This is a genomic window from Bacillus sp. FSL R5-0585, assembly GCF_038004545.1.
GTDB classification, from domain to species: domain Bacteria; phylum Bacillota; class Bacilli; order Bacillales; family Bacillaceae_G; genus Bacillus_A; species Bacillus_A cereus.
In genome coordinates this window covers 2572273-2586508 of the sequence record NZ_JBBORJ010000001.1, presented here as the reverse complement: position 1 = coordinate 2586508, position 14236 = coordinate 2572273, and the positions used below count along the sequence as shown (strand labels likewise).

Below are 14236 nucleotides of genomic sequence, written 5' to 3'. Positions count from 1 at the left end.
AGAGATGTGACAACAAAACGACTATGAAAGGACGAGTAGTAGTAGGACGTAGTTTAAGCGAGTCAGGGGTGGTGTGAGCCTGATACGAAGCCTATTATGAAGAACCTCCTGGAGTTGCTAACCGAAATCCTTTATAGGAAAGTAGACTTAGCCGGGAACTTCGCCGTTACAAGAAGAACAGTATCGAGATATTTCATCTCCGTATTGTATAAGTGAGCAACCTCTGTTGCTAATTTGGGTGGTACCGCGGAACCAAAGCCTTTCGTCCCAGTTTTTTGGGAAAGAAGGGCTTTTTTTGTTGGCTTCTTTTCACAACATCCAAACATTTTAGGAGGAAACCACCATGTATCAATCATTAATGACAGTAAGAGAGACTCAAATCGCAATTAAGGAAGTTAAAACATTTTTCGAGGATCAATTAGCAAAACGCCTTGAACTATTCCGCGTATCTGCACCATTATTCGTAACGAAAAAATCAGGATTAAACGATCACCTAAACGGTGTAGAACGTCCAATTGAATTTGATATGTTACATTCAGGAGAAGAATTAGAAATTGTTCATTCACTAGCGAAATGGAAACGATTTGCATTACATGAATACGGATATGAAGCTGGTGAAGGTTTATATACAAACATGAACGCGATTCGTCGTGATGAAGAACTTGATGCAACGCATTCCATTTATGTTGACCAATGGGATTGGGAAAAAATCGTTCAAAAAGAATGGCGTACTGTTGAATACTTACAAAAAACAGTACAAACAATTTATGGAATATTCAAAGATTTAGAAGATCACTTATTTGAAAAATATCCGTTCCTTGGAAAGTATTTACCGGAAGAAATTGTTTTCGTTACTTCTCAAGAATTAGAAGATAAATATCCAGAATTAACACCGAAAGATCGTGAACATGCAATTGCAAAAGAACACGGTGCAGTCTTCATTATCGGAATTGGTGATGCACTTCGTTCAGGTGAAAAGCATGACGGACGCGCAGCTGATTATGACGATTGGAAATTAAACGGTGACATTTTATTCTGGCACCCAGTACTACAATCTTCATTTGAGTTATCATCAATGGGAATTCGTGTTGATAGTAAATCACTTGATGAGCAGTTAACGAAAACTGGTGAAGACTTCAAACGTGAGTATGATTTCCATAAAGGTATACTAGAAGACGTACTACCATTAACAATCGGCGGTGGCATTGGACAATCAAGAATGTGCATGTACTTCTTACGTAAAGCACATATCGGTGAAGTTCAATCTTCTGTATGGCCTGACGATTTACGTGAAGCTTGCAAGAAAGAAAACATTCATCTGTTTTAATAGAAGTAAGAGAGGGTAGCTCAAAGAGTTATCCTCTCTTTTTATTGTGTAAACGAATGGTTTACAGTGAATTTTACTAATGGTTTCTTTCTTTTACATCTCTTTTTATGTAATAATTTGTTAAAGGAGGGGACGTTATGAACTTAGGAGAACAGTTAAAAAAACTACGAGAGTCAAAGGGATTTTCACAAGAGGATGTTGCTAAAAAGATTGGTGTAACGAGGCAAGCAGTATACAAATGGGAAAATGATAAAAGTTATCCTGATATTGATAATTTAATTTTGCTGAGCGAAATGTATAATGTTACGCTAGATGAGTTGATAAAAGGGAATCAAGATTTCAAAAAGAAAATACATAGTGATGCAGAAGATGAGGATTTTGAGAAAGAGAATGATTTTGGTTTTTATATTGGGTTTGGATTGCTAATTATGAGTGCATTCATTGATTATGAAGGAATACAAGTATTTGTATTAGGAGTTGCACTATTCATGATGGTTTTTTATTCGAATGTGAAGAAAGTTATTTTGAATGAATATAGATCGTTTTTTCAAGAGAAAGAGCGAAAAGATATATGTGATAAAAAGTGAGAAGAGTTAGTTATATTTCCTAGGAAAGGGTATAACGAATATTTTTATTGTATTATAATGATTTTGGGATATCGGTAATATGAAAGCTATTTGGGTAGATCCTTGAAATCTATATGTAAAATGATAATAAAGTTATTTAATTTTAAAAGCTCAAACAAGCATAACCCCGTTCTAAAGCTAGGACGGGGTTCAAAATATAATAATAAAATCGCTTAAGAGTCTACGTTTTATTCAATGATAGTGCCTTTTTATAAAACGTCACTTGCTTATTTATTACCGAGTTCTTCCGCTAAACCGATTAAAATTCCTTCGACTCCACGAATGTAGCAGAGACGATACGAGTTCTCGTACTGAACTACTTCACCAACGAGCTCTGCACCATGCTTAGTGAGTCTCGATACCATTTCGTCAATATCCTCGACGGTGAACATGACGCGTAGATAACCGAGGGCGTTTACAGGAGCTGTTCGGTGATCTGCTATAGTAGGAGGGGTGAGAAATCGCGAAAGTTCAATTCGGCTGTGGCCATCTGGAGTGACCATCATAGCGATCTCTACGCACTGAGAACCGAGTCCAGTTACGCGACCAGCCCATTCACCTTCGACATTGGCTCGACCTTCGAGATTCAAGCCAATCTCCTCAAAGAAAGAGATTGCGTTATCAAGGGATTCTACAACGATGCTGACATTGTCCATTCGTAGTAATTTGTTTTTTGCCATAGTCTTATCTCCTTATGTATAAAAGTTCATTATTTAATCATCCTCATAATTATACTACTAAGTAGTTACAAATTCCTTTCAGTCAAAAACACCTTGTCACAGTATAGGAAAAATTGACAAGGTGCTTTTAATATGTCATATAGCATCTTGTTAACGAATAGCTTTTTATTTAATAGGAAGGAAGTAGATTAATATGATTTTTTTATAAGCGTTACTAAACATATCAAATTAGCTCATTTGCACGAAAGGCTCAATTTTCGCCATAAATGATTGATGCAGCGCCTCAACGCCTGTTACTAAATGAAGGCGGTCAATAACGACAGACACTTTAATTTCTGATGTACTTACCATTTTAATATGAATATCTTCTTCTTTTAAAGTAGTGAACATATTTGCAGCGACACCTGGGTTAGATACCATGCCAGATCCTACGATTGATACTTTTGCTAAGTGGTTTTCATGTTCTACAGATTCATAGTGAAGAGTTTCTTGATTTTGTTCCAAAACTTTTAAAGTTTCTCTTAAATCATTCGAGTGAATGGAGAAGGAGAGATGTACAGTTCCTTCATTTGTAATACTTTGAATGATGATATCTACATTAATGTGTGCTGCTGCTAATGTAGAGAAAACTGTTGAAAGCGAGCCTTGTTCTAGTCCTTTAATTGTGACACGTGTAATATTATCCTCAAATGCAATACCTTTAACGATTGATTGTTGTTCCATGTTACATTCTCCTTTTACAATTGTTCCGTTTTCTTGTTCCATACTTGAGCGAACTTCTAAAACTACGTTATGATTTTTAGCAAACTCAACGGCGCGCGGGTGTAATACGCCAGCACCGAGATTAGCAAGCTCTAACATTTCGTCATAAGAAATTTCGTCTAATTTGTAAGCATCTTTTACAACTCGTGGGTCCGTCGTATATACGCCGGTCACATCCGTATAAATATCACATTTTTTTGCTTTAAGTGCAGCGGCTAATGCGACAGCAGTTGTATCAGAACCGCCTCGTCCAAGCGTTGTAATTTCAAAATCTTCACTGACTCCTTGGAAACCAGCTACAATAACAATCGTACCTTCAGCAAGATAAGATTGAATACGATCTGTATGAATGTCAGTAATCCGTGCACTACTATGTACAGATTCTGTCGTAATACCTGCTTGCCACCCTGTTAATGAAATTGCATGATAGCCTTTTGCTTGCAGTGCTATTGTTAATAATGAAATAGTTACTTGTTCTCCTGTAGATAGAAGCATATCCATTTCACGTTTACTTGGATTTTCTGTGATAGCGTTAGCGAGTGCGACAAGTTCATCTGTGCTTTTTCCCATTGCTGAAACGACAGAGACAATGCTATGACCTCGTTCATATTCTTCAATAATTAAATTTGCTACATGTTGAATGCGTTCGACGCTTCCGACAGAAGTGCCACCAAATTTTTGAACAATTGTTTCCATTACAAATTCCTTCTTTCGTCTATTTTTAAGAATAGATTAGGAAATATATCAATCCCAATACTCCTGTAGTTACCAGAAAGACAAACAAAAAACACCATCTCAAATAAGTGAGGATGGTGCTGTTACAGGAAAAGGGAAACAGAAAACGGAGCTAATAAAAAAACCGCCAAAAAAGGAATATCATAAAAAATGATATCTCTTTTTTGTAGATAGCTCTTCATACGTACACGTCTGTACATATGACAGTTCTGTTTCTATTCGAAAACAGCCCCAATTGATAAATGCAGAGAAATTTATCAATTTCGGCAATACTTCCTTTCATCTAAGTTCATAGACATCTCTGTGTCTCCATTAGAATACTCATAAGTATCGCAACCTCTATCTCACGTTTTAGGCGAGAGTGTTTGATTTATGAAGTTGTTGGTAACATTTGTTTTATAATAATTTAAATTTTTCGTGGAATCAAGTGTTTTATATATATTTTAAAAATTCTTTCTTTTTTCTGAGGAAGTTTGTGAAAAATGTAGCAAAATAAATTCATTGCATGTACATTAAACTTATAGTGCATAGGAGGTGGGGAGAATGAAAAGGAAACAGCCTATTTATGTTGCGACAAAAATGAACACGACGATGGAAAAATTATGGGAATATACGCAAGAACCACATATACATACAGAGTGGGATGCTCGCTTTACTGAAATTTCGTATTTAGAGAAAAAAGAAGGAGAACCACAGAAGTTTTTGTATAAAACAAAGATTGGATTTGGGCTTGAAATAGCTGGAGAAGGGGAATCAATAGGTGAAATAAGAAAAGAAACTGGTGAAAGAATTTCTTCTTTAAAATTTTGGACGGATAATACATTATCTCTTATTCAAATAGGACGTGGTTATTGGAAGTATACGCCAAATAAAGAATACATCCATTTTGAGACACAATATGATTATGATACAAGATTTGGTCGTGTAGGGAATGTAATAGATTGCTATATGTTTCGGCCGTTATTAGGTTGGGCGACTGCTTGGAGTTTTGATGCCTTAAAATTATGGTTAGAAAAGGGGCTTCATCCTAGGTTACTAATTAGAAGAACAATGACGTATTGGCTCGTATGTTTTTTATTTGCTTTTGTATGGATATATCAAGGGATAGTGCCAAAACTACTGTTTACTCATTTAGAAGAAGTAAAGATGCTTTCTGTATTAATCGGTTCAAATGAAAGTAGTATATGTATACTTAAAATAATTGGGATGTTAGAAATAATTTTTGGTGTCGTATGGCTGTTGCCAATAATAAAACGAAAATTATTTATACTGCATATTATTGTATTACTAGTTTTAACGTTAGCAGCAGGATTTACGAATATTGCAAGCTTTACAGGGCCGTTTAATCCGATTACATTAAATGTTCTTCTAATGGGGTTATCAATTGTCGGTTATATAAATAGTTTTGATTTACCAAGCGCGAAAAATTGCAAGAGGGCGAGAAAGGGATAAGTGTATGGCTAATATGTATGAACGATTATTAGGGGATACCTATAAAAATCTTCATCCTGAATTGCAGAAGCGTTATGCGATTACAGAAGAGAATAGTTTTACAGGGGAAGGAAAGATGGATGAAATTTACGGTGGCTCTTTTTTCGTGAAATTTATATTGAAAATTACATCGAAGTTTCGAATGTTTTTCTCGGAACGAGGAGAGGAAATTCCATTTACGATACAAAACATAGCTGAGCGAGATGAATATGGACGAGAATTAGTAAGGTGGAACCGTACTTTTTATTTCCATAATAAGAAAAGATATTTTAATGCAGTTATGCAATTGGATGAAAACGAAAATGAAATTGTAGATTATTTTGGTGAACCACATTTACTCGTTTCTACACTGCATTTTCATATCGATGAGTTAGGGGCAATGCATATTTCTTCAAAGAAACAATGGTTTTATATGTTTGGAAGAAAAATGCCGTTACCAAAATTTTTGTATGGTGAGGCAAAAATTGTTGAAAGTTATGATGAAACACTTCAGTGTTTTCGAATTCATGTACAAGTACGAAACCCGTTAATTGGTTCACTTTTTTCATACAAGGGAACATTTGTGGAAAGGGAATAAATGATATGAAAAATATAATATTTGGGCTTGCTTGTTATGTTGTTTTTCTATTACATGAATGGTCGAATATAAATCCTGTTGAAGCAATTATATTATTATCTGTTTTATTATTTATACCAATATCATTTTGTATTATTGATAAAAGAAAAAGAGATGGATCGCATTTATTATTTTATAAATTCGTATCGTTTTTATATCCAATCGCAGCAATTTGCGCAATGCTAGCTTTCGTCACAAATCACTATTTATTTGCGCTAGTTTGGTTTGTATATACAGGAATTGTTGCGTTATTTGGTGTAAGTAGATTGCTAGAAAGAGGATGGAAGCCGTTAGAAGAAATCGCCATAGATAGTGCGTTTATTTATTTGTTTTTAGGTGGTTTTTGGTTTTTTGCTTCAGTAGCAAAACTTTCAATTATGCATTTTAGCTCTGACATTGTTTTACTCACAGCAGCGCATTTTCATTATTCGGCGTTTCTATTGCCATTATCAGCTGGTTTAATAGGGAGAAAAAGAGAAAAGAGAAGTAAAGTATATGATGCTATTATGTTTATCATCATGATTTCACCTATGACAGTTGCAATAGGAATTACATACTCGAGAATATTTGAATTTTTTGCAGTGCTCCTATATTTATATGCCATTTATGGATATGGATTTTACGTTTGGAGAGCAAAATTTAATGCTATCAGTGCAAAGATTCTTTTAATCGTTTCGTCTAGTACACTCATGGTTACAATTATGTTCTCACTTATATATTCATACGGAAATTTGAAGCATGTAATGACGATTACAATTGCTCAAATGGTTTGGATTCACGGTGTTGTCAACGGAATTGGAGTAGCGTTACCGGCATTTGTCGGCTGGATGATCGAAAAGAGTGTTCCGAATTATAAATACTATGGGAAACCAATGAGTAAGTTAAGAGGAAATGTGGCAATTGGTGAGGCTTTTTTATATAGCGGCAATTTAGTAGGCAGTAAGGAATACAACGGTTTAGTTGATCAAATAACTGATTTTCATAGTGAGTCATTTGACGTGACGAAGGTTCCTTTAAGTATGATTCATTTTTATGAAAATACAGCAGAGTATGAATTGCAATCGAATATTAAATGGACTCGTTGGTTCCGTCCGTTCGCACTTTGCTATGAGAAAATGAGTAAGCGTGTAGAACAAATACATTTAGGTATGGGCGGCAATTGGGAAACGATGCATGGCTCTATCATTAGTGTAATAGATGAGAAAGACGGAAGAGAGAATGTAAGGGCTTGGATAAGGGAAAATGAAGCAGGTGAATCTATTTTTGTAGCTCTTTATTCAAAGCATACAAATAAGAATGAGACATATATGAATATCGCCTTACCTTTACCTTATTCGAATATGACTGGTATTTTGAAACTATATAATGATAATCATGATTTAATCATTACTAGTAAGTTAAGAGAAAATGGCCAGGGAGATGAGGGGATTTATTTACATACTCGGTTCTTAACAATCCGTTTACCGTTAGCAGAGACTTTCATCATTACAGAGGGTAAGGATAAAATGTTAACAGCTCATCATAGCATGTGGCTATTTGGACTTGAATTTTTACATATTCATTATAAGATTGAAAAAATTGCACAGAAGTAAGAAAGGCTTGGATGGGTTTCCAAGCTTTTTTATGTATGGGTAATTGTCATAGAAATTTGTTTATTTAGCTCATTATCCCAAACACGTTGAATTTCAAAAGTGCCTGTTTCAAAAAATAATGGGAATCTTTCTTTAAACCAAGTTTGCATAGGTAGCTTTAGTGCTGTATTGATTGGTATCCATAATAATTCACCCTCAGGAGGATTCAAAAGAAGTTCACCTTCAAATGAGTCTGTCCAATAGTTAAATACCATATATCGAACATTACCTTTCGGATTGACATATTCATCTAATCCTTTAAAAGTTAAATTGGAAACAAGTAATCCAGTTTCTTCTTTTACTTCTCTTATAGCGGCTTGAACGATACTTTCGGGGAAATCTACTTTGCCGCCAGGAGCGATGTAGCCAGGGAAACCTCGATGGCTGGGGCGTTTTATGAGTAAAATTTCATTGTTACGTTGGATCATACACATTGTATAGATCTGATGTTCGATGTTATGTGAATTTGGAGGCATAATGATGTATTCTCCTTTATATTTTTTTGATAATTTTACCATAACATAATTGTTTCTTATATAATTAGAAATGGAATGTTATAAATTTTCAGTTATATATTATAAATTCTATAGTCATTCGAAAAGAGGGGAGAGACATGCAAGGAGAAATACAAAAGGAGAAAAGTTTAGGTTATATTGGAAAATTATTATTACCAGTTAAAGTATCAACGCACTTTAAGTTTTTATGGATTGGACAATTACTCTCGGCCTTAGGTAGTTCGATAACTATGGTCATACTTCCAGTTGTTGTGTATTCATTAACTGGTTCAACAGTTGTAATGGGGATGACGATGGCAATGTACATGCTACCTAATATTCTTGCTTTACCGTTTGCGGGTTTAATTGTAGACCGAATTGATCGGGTTAGGTTAATGTTATTTACGGATATAATCCGCTGTATATTAATGCTATTACTTGCATCGCTTATATTTATGGATTTATTAACAATTACGATTTTATATATTCTCGTTGCCATATACGGACTTATGGAAGGGATATTCCAACCAGCATATTCTGCTGTAAGGGCGAAAGTATTCGTCCCTGAAATTCGTAATGCAGCTAACGCACTCACTCAAATGAGTAATCAAGGTATACGATTAATTGGGCCAGCACTTGGTGGGTTAATCGTATCGGTTGCATCTGCAGGGATAGGTTTCGGACTAGATGCAGCAACGTACTTATTATCATTTTTATGTTTATTATTTTTAAAAGAAATTAAGTTTAAAAAAGTAAAACCCATTGAAAAGAGTAAGCTTAATTACAAACAAGAGTTTATGGAAGGTGTTTTAGTTTTAAAAAGTCATCCGTGGCTGTGGATTACAATTTTAGTTTTTTCTTTTATAAATATTTGTTATGCCGGCATTATCGTCGTATTAATTCCATGGTTATTTAATGTTCATCATCATTTTGAAGCTTACGTGTATGGACTTGGCATGGCCTTTTCTGGTGGTGGGGCTGTAATTGCCGCATTAATATTTGGTGGGAAAGAGCTGTGGCATAAGAGAGGATTACTGGCTTATGGAGGTGTTTTAATGAGTGGCATTGCTTTATTAATTATGCCATTCATTTCTTGGGCACCCGCTTTAATATTCTTAATGGCAATTGAAGGGTTTGGCATGATGATATTTGGACTCATTTGGGAAACGAGTTTACAGGAGCTTGTACCAGAAGAAGCATTCGGAAGAGTGGCAAGTCTTGATATGTTGGGTTCTTTTGCTTTATTGCCATTAGGATACGTAGTTGTAGGCTGGTTAGCTACTGTCATAGGTGGCGAGATAACTATTATAACACTAGCTAGTTTAGTAATTTTAACAATTGGAATAGCATTGTCTGTACCGAGTATTCGTCGATTTAATTGATTATATGGGAAAATAGGGCTAGACCTATATAGAAAATAACTTAGCATATAATCAACTAGTATTAATAAAACATCTTTGTAATGAAAAGCCTTCCATACACATTTGGCACAAAAAAATTAGTATGGAAGCAACAAAATTAGAAATCACAAAAGAAGTGACGGAAGCGATACAAGCAGGTTTCAAAAAAGAAGACTAAGCCCTAAAGAAATTAGGAATTAGTCTTCATTAAATACAAATGTTTGTTTCATTTTTTTACCTTCATTTACCGGATGGCCGTTATAAGAGAAATTCTTTTCTTCCCAAGTGATTACAACTTTAAAATTATGACTATTAAAGTCTAATGGGAATACCATGTAGTCAAAGCTTGTATGACTTTTAGAAATATTTTCATTAGGTGTAGTAGGTTTAAAGGTAGCCTTAGAGGTAGGATTGTTATCAAGTATTTCCACAGATACGTTTGATACATCATGACCGATGTTTTTTACGAGTAAACTATACGTATCAAATACACCTTGTTTCGGCTGGATTGCTTGCTTGTTTGAGTTATGAGATTTATCAATTTCGACATACCATTGTTTAGACTTTGACGCAATCGGTAGTGACTGAAATGTGTAAGCACTAGCTTGCATTGGTAGTGCTAAACATATAAGCGTAAAGAGAGTTAATATTTTTCGTTTCATTTTTTAGAGCTCCCATTCTTTAATGGATTTACTTGTTATTATCTTCTTTTTACGAGTAAATATACCATATAATGTAAGGCGGTTGTTGTGAGTGGTGAATCAATATCTTATTCACTACTCTTATAGCTGGCATCATTACGTATGTAGTAAGAAAGAATAAATTTATTTTTTCTTTCTATACTTAGATTGCCGCTCTTTTTAAAAGGGCTATTTTTACGTTTTAATAAAAAGAATTTCCTAAGAGTTCCGTATAAATTATTTATTTTAATGTAGTTAAATGTGCTTGTATATGTGAAATTAGAGAAGGAAGCTGTGTAGAGATGTTTCTACACAGCTTTTTAGGATATGAAAAAATTGCCAAAAATATGTTAAAATAACATTGTCATACAACAAGGGGGATTTGTTTTATGGAAAATGGACATCTTGCTAAAGTAGACTTAACGAAAAAAATTGAATCAAAATCTAAGTACAACAAGAAACTCGAAAAATATCAAAGGCGCTTATTAGCATTACAGCAAATTTTGAAAGAAGAAAAAATCGCGGTTATGCTTGTTATGGAAGGATGGGATGCGGCTGGTAAAGGTGGGGCAATTAAGCGGGTGACGGAACATCTTGACCCGCGTGGGTTCCAAGTAAATCCAATTGGAGCGCCTGCACCTCATGAAAAACGTTACCATTATTTGCAACGTTTCTGGCGCAAAATTCCACAGTACGGGCAAATCACCATTTTTGATCGCTCATGGTACGGTCGTGTGTTAGTTGAGCGTGTTGAAGGATTTGCTACAAAGGAAGAGTGGATGAGAGCATATGATGAGATTAATGATTTTGAAAAACTACTAACAGATGACCATTACATAATAGGGAAGTTCTTCTACCATATAAGTAAAGAGGAACAGTTAAAGAGATTTAAAGATAGAGAGAAAAATCCTTTAAAAAGGTGGAAAATTACAGACGAAGATTGGCGTAATCGTGAAAAATGGGATGAATATGTTGAAGCAATGGAAGACATGTTTGAAAAAACAAGTAAGCCAAATGCGAAGTGGCATATTATTGAAAGTAACGATAAATTGTATGCCCGTGTGAAAACGTTAAAAATCATTATTTCATTCATTGAGGATTATTTCTTAGAACATGGTATAGAATTGCCTTCTTATTATTATGAAATGAAAGAGGATATTGAAGTTTTGCAAGATGTAGGTGTTAAAGAGTAAAAAAGAAAATGGTCCTGTGAATTGGTGAAACCAAATTATGGGGCTTTTTTATTTAGAAACATTTTACAATTAATAGAATAAGGTATATAATCAATAATCATATTAACAATGTTAATATGATTATTGATTATATACTATGTGGGGGTTTTAATTTGAAGGGAAGAGATGTTGTTTTAGGTTTATTAATGGAAAAGGAATTGTCTGGTTACGATATTAAAATTGTGTTTGAAGACGTATTTACTCATTTTTTTGATGGAAGTTTTGGAATGATTTATCCAACGTTACGACAATTGGAGAATGAAGGGAAAATAAAAAAAGAGGTTGTCATGCAAGAGGGGAAACCGAATAAGAAAATGTACTTTATTACAGATGAAGGACGTGAAGAGTTTTATCAATACATGCAGACGCCTGTAGAGAAGGATGTTTTACGTTCGGATTTTTTAATGAGAATGTATTTTGGCAACTATAGTGACGATGTGACAATAAAAAAATGGATTAAAGATGAAATTGAAAGAAAAGAAGCGTACATTGCAGATCTTCGATTGAAATATGAAAAGTGGAGAGTAGGTATTACTTTCGTCGAAGAAATTTCACTAGATGTAGGTATTGCATCGTATAGTGCACAAGTGGAGACTTTGAAGAGAAAATTAGAAGAGTTAGAGGCGAAAGAAAACAATAAAACAGAAGAATGAAAAACGCATTCACAATAAATAAAGGGGTATATAAAGATGGAGCAATCAAAGGGTATTAAGATTGTCTTTTTAATGTGTCTAGGTATCTTTCTTTGTATGATTGATACGACAATTATGAATATAGCTTTACCGGCAATACAATCGAGTGTAAATACTTCATTAGAAAAGATGTCTTGGGTATTAAATGTTTATACAATGACGATTGCAGTACTTGCCATTCCGTTAGGGCGGATAGCTGATATTTTTGGAAAAGCAAAGATGTATATTCTTGGTCTGGTGATTTTTGGTGGTGGATCGGTACTTTGCGCTTTTGCTAATACAGGTGATTTTCTTATTTTTTCTCGTTTTATACAAAGTATTGGGGCAGCGATTTTATTTCCAACAAGTATGGTAATTGGTGTATCAGCTATGCCATTAGCTAAGAGGCATGTTGCGCTTGCGATTTTAGGAGTAACACAAGGATTGTCAGCTGCTATGGGACCAGTAATAGGTGGAATTATTACGCAAAATTTAGGATGGAGATGGGTGTTCTTCGTTAATGTTCCGGTTTGTATAATAGGAATCGTGTTATGTTGCATCATGCTACAAATAAAAAATGAAGAACGTATTATCTCAAAAATAGATTGGATAGGACTACTATTAAGTAGCACAGCAATTTTTTCATTTACTCTCATATTAGTAAAAGGTAATACATGGGGATGGCAAAGTAATATTGCTTTGTCTTGTTATGCAATTAGCACTATTTCTCTTATTCTATTTGTTTTAGTAGAACGAAAGATTCATAATCCAATGGTGAATTTAAAGTTATTTCAAGATCGAATGTTTGTCGGAGCGTCTATCGTTGTTATATTAAGTAATTTATTTTTAATTGGAGTTACTGTATTGCTTCCAACGTTCTTGACGAAACTACAAGGTCGAACGGAAATTGAAGCGGCTTTTTTAGTGACACCTATTTCAGCAATGATATTTTTTGTCTCACCAGTTGCAGCAACTTTAATTAAAAAACTCGGAAAAGTAACTATTATTTTGTCAGGATTTCTTATTATGGGGCTTTCCTACTATTGGTTGCAGATGATTGATGTTCATTCAACAAATATAGAAATTATTATTCCATGTATGATATTAGGTGTTGGATATGGTTTAGTAGTGGGGCCAATTACAGTTTTAAGTGCGTCTTCGTTTGAAGGAGAATTGTTAACTGCTTCTCAAAGTGTTGTATCAATGTTACGACAAGTCGGAATTGTATTGGCAGTCGCAATATTTGTCTCTAACTTAACTCACAATTTAACTGTAAATAAAGAAAAAGTATATCGTTATGCAGAAGAAAAGGTGCGTACTATTCATGTGAATAGTACTGAGCAAACTGAAATTTTACAAATGACTAAAGAGAAAATAGAGAATCAAAGTTTAGAGTCGAATATAAATAAGAAACAAAATGCAATGACAATGGGGCTAAGTAAAGAGAAAAAGGAAGAATTGATTCGCGACAAGACGGATGAAAGATTAAGAGAAGTTCCAGTAGAATATAGAGATGTAAAAAGAGAAGAAGTTATGAGGCAAGTGACAAAAGAAGTTGAAAAACAAGAGGAAAGTATAAAGAAAGAGATACTCACATTTTCAAATGATGTGAATCATTATGCCAAGAATCAGATGGCTATGAGTTTTACAGATTTATATAAAGCAAGTGTGCCAATTATATTAATTTGTGCTTTCGTAAGTTTGTTGTTTTGGGAAGGAAGAGCTTTGAGTAAAAAGAGAAGGGGAAGGATAGTAGAAGAAGTGTAAAGGGAAACAGGCTATAGCAGCCTGTTTTTTTTCATTGTTTCCTCCTTGCCTATTGTGAATAGTAGTATTTTTAATATAGCATGGGATAAGTCGAGTATGATTAGAAAGTTTTTTAGAATGAAAG

The 14236-nt window shown here is 34.3% G+C and carries 13 protein-coding genes, 1 riboswitch and 1 other annotated feature; of the genes, 9 read left to right on the top strand and 4 right to left on the bottom strand.

The features are described 5' to 3' along the window. Nucleotides 1-14 precede the first annotated feature (14 nt). Nucleotides 15-273 (top strand) — a binding site (T-box leader). A 70-nt stretch (nucleotides 274-343) separates the two neighbouring features. Then, entirely contained in the window at nucleotides 344-1327 is a 984-nt protein-coding gene (gene asnA / locus MKY38_RS13180; protein ID WP_000284917.1) for an aspartate--ammonia ligase, read from the top strand. Nucleotides 1328-1464: 137 nt separating this feature from the next. Beyond that, nucleotides 1465-1914 (top strand): helix-turn-helix domain-containing protein, encoded by a 450-nt coding sequence (locus MKY38_RS13175; RefSeq protein ID WP_001048452.1) that lies wholly within the window; start codon nucleotides 1465-1467, stop codon nucleotides 1912-1914. A 266-nt stretch (nucleotides 1915-2180) separates the two neighbouring features. On the opposite strand, the gene MKY38_RS13170 is transcribed toward MKY38_RS13175, so the two are convergent. Further along, nucleotides 2181-2633, bottom strand: a complete 453-nt coding sequence (locus tag MKY38_RS13170) for a VOC family protein (protein WP_001107259.1) — start codon at nucleotides 2631-2633, stop codon at nucleotides 2181-2183. A 228-nt stretch (nucleotides 2634-2861) separates the two neighbouring features. Next, on the bottom strand, nucleotides 2862-4091 hold the full coding sequence (locus tag MKY38_RS13165; RefSeq protein ID WP_000448028.1) for an aspartate kinase: 1230 nt from the start codon (nucleotides 4089-4091) through the stop codon (nucleotides 2862-2864). A gap of 202 nt (nucleotides 4092-4293) precedes the next feature. Then, nucleotides 4294-4480: riboswitch (Lysine riboswitch) on the bottom strand. A 193-nt stretch (nucleotides 4481-4673) separates the two neighbouring features. On the opposite strand from MKY38_RS13165, the gene MKY38_RS13160 reads away from it, so the two are divergent. The 3 genes from MKY38_RS13160 to MKY38_RS13150 are packed head-to-tail and all read left to right on the top strand — an operon-like array spanning nucleotide 4674 to nucleotide 7829. Further along, nucleotides 4674-5582 (top strand): DoxX-like family protein, encoded by a 909-nt coding sequence (locus MKY38_RS13160; RefSeq protein WP_078385208.1) that lies wholly within the window; start codon nucleotides 4674-4676, stop codon nucleotides 5580-5582. Nucleotides 5583-5586: 4 nt separating this feature from the next. After that, complete coding sequence (locus MKY38_RS13155) at nucleotides 5587-6198, top strand: DUF4166 domain-containing protein (RefSeq protein WP_000002654.1); 612 nt, start codon at nucleotides 5587-5589, stop codon at nucleotides 6196-6198. A gap of 5 nt (nucleotides 6199-6203) precedes the next feature. After that, complete coding sequence (locus MKY38_RS13150) at nucleotides 6204-7829, top strand: YndJ family transporter (protein ID WP_114555896.1); 1626 nt, start codon at nucleotides 6204-6206, stop codon at nucleotides 7827-7829. Between the two features lie 29 nt (nucleotides 7830-7858). Here the strand turns inward: MKY38_RS13150 and MKY38_RS13145 are convergent, their stop codons facing one another. Continuing rightward, nucleotides 7859-8344: an 8-oxo-dGTP diphosphatase gene (locus tag MKY38_RS13145; RefSeq protein WP_001134945.1), complete on the bottom strand. Its 486-nt coding sequence runs from the start codon at nucleotides 8342-8344 to the stop codon at nucleotides 7859-7861. Nucleotides 8345-8481: 137 nt separating this feature from the next. Here MKY38_RS13145 and MKY38_RS13140 point away from each other — a divergent pair, with 137 nt between their 5' ends. Next, the gene (locus MKY38_RS13140) at nucleotides 8482-9744 is read left to right on the top strand and encodes an MFS transporter (RefSeq protein WP_001161164.1); all 1263 of its coding nucleotides are present in this window, start codon (nucleotides 8482-8484) and stop codon (nucleotides 9742-9744) included. A gap of 215 nt (nucleotides 9745-9959) precedes the next feature. Here the strand turns inward: MKY38_RS13140 and MKY38_RS13135 are convergent, their stop codons facing one another. Beyond that, nucleotides 9960-10424, bottom strand: a complete 465-nt coding sequence (locus MKY38_RS13135) for a hypothetical protein (protein ID WP_000823336.1) — start codon at nucleotides 10422-10424, stop codon at nucleotides 9960-9962. Between the two features lie 407 nt (nucleotides 10425-10831). On the opposite strand from MKY38_RS13135, the gene MKY38_RS13130 reads away from it, so the two are divergent. The 3 genes from MKY38_RS13130 to MKY38_RS13120 all read left to right on the top strand — a co-directional run bounded on the left by MKY38_RS13130 (nucleotide 10832) and on the right by MKY38_RS13120 (nucleotide 14112). Continuing rightward, nucleotides 10832-11635, top strand: a complete 804-nt coding sequence (locus MKY38_RS13130) for a polyphosphate kinase 2 family protein (protein WP_000427319.1) — start codon at nucleotides 10832-10834, stop codon at nucleotides 11633-11635. A 152-nt stretch (nucleotides 11636-11787) separates the two neighbouring features. Further along, nucleotides 11788-12327 (top strand): PadR family transcriptional regulator, encoded by a 540-nt coding sequence (locus tag MKY38_RS13125; RefSeq protein WP_006916931.1) that lies wholly within the window; start codon nucleotides 11788-11790, stop codon nucleotides 12325-12327. Between the two features lie 36 nt (nucleotides 12328-12363). Next, complete coding sequence (locus tag MKY38_RS13120; protein WP_065223426.1) at nucleotides 12364-14112, top strand: MDR family MFS transporter; 1749 nt, start codon at nucleotides 12364-12366, stop codon at nucleotides 14110-14112. The last annotated feature ends 124 nt before the right edge of the window (nucleotides 14113-14236 follow it).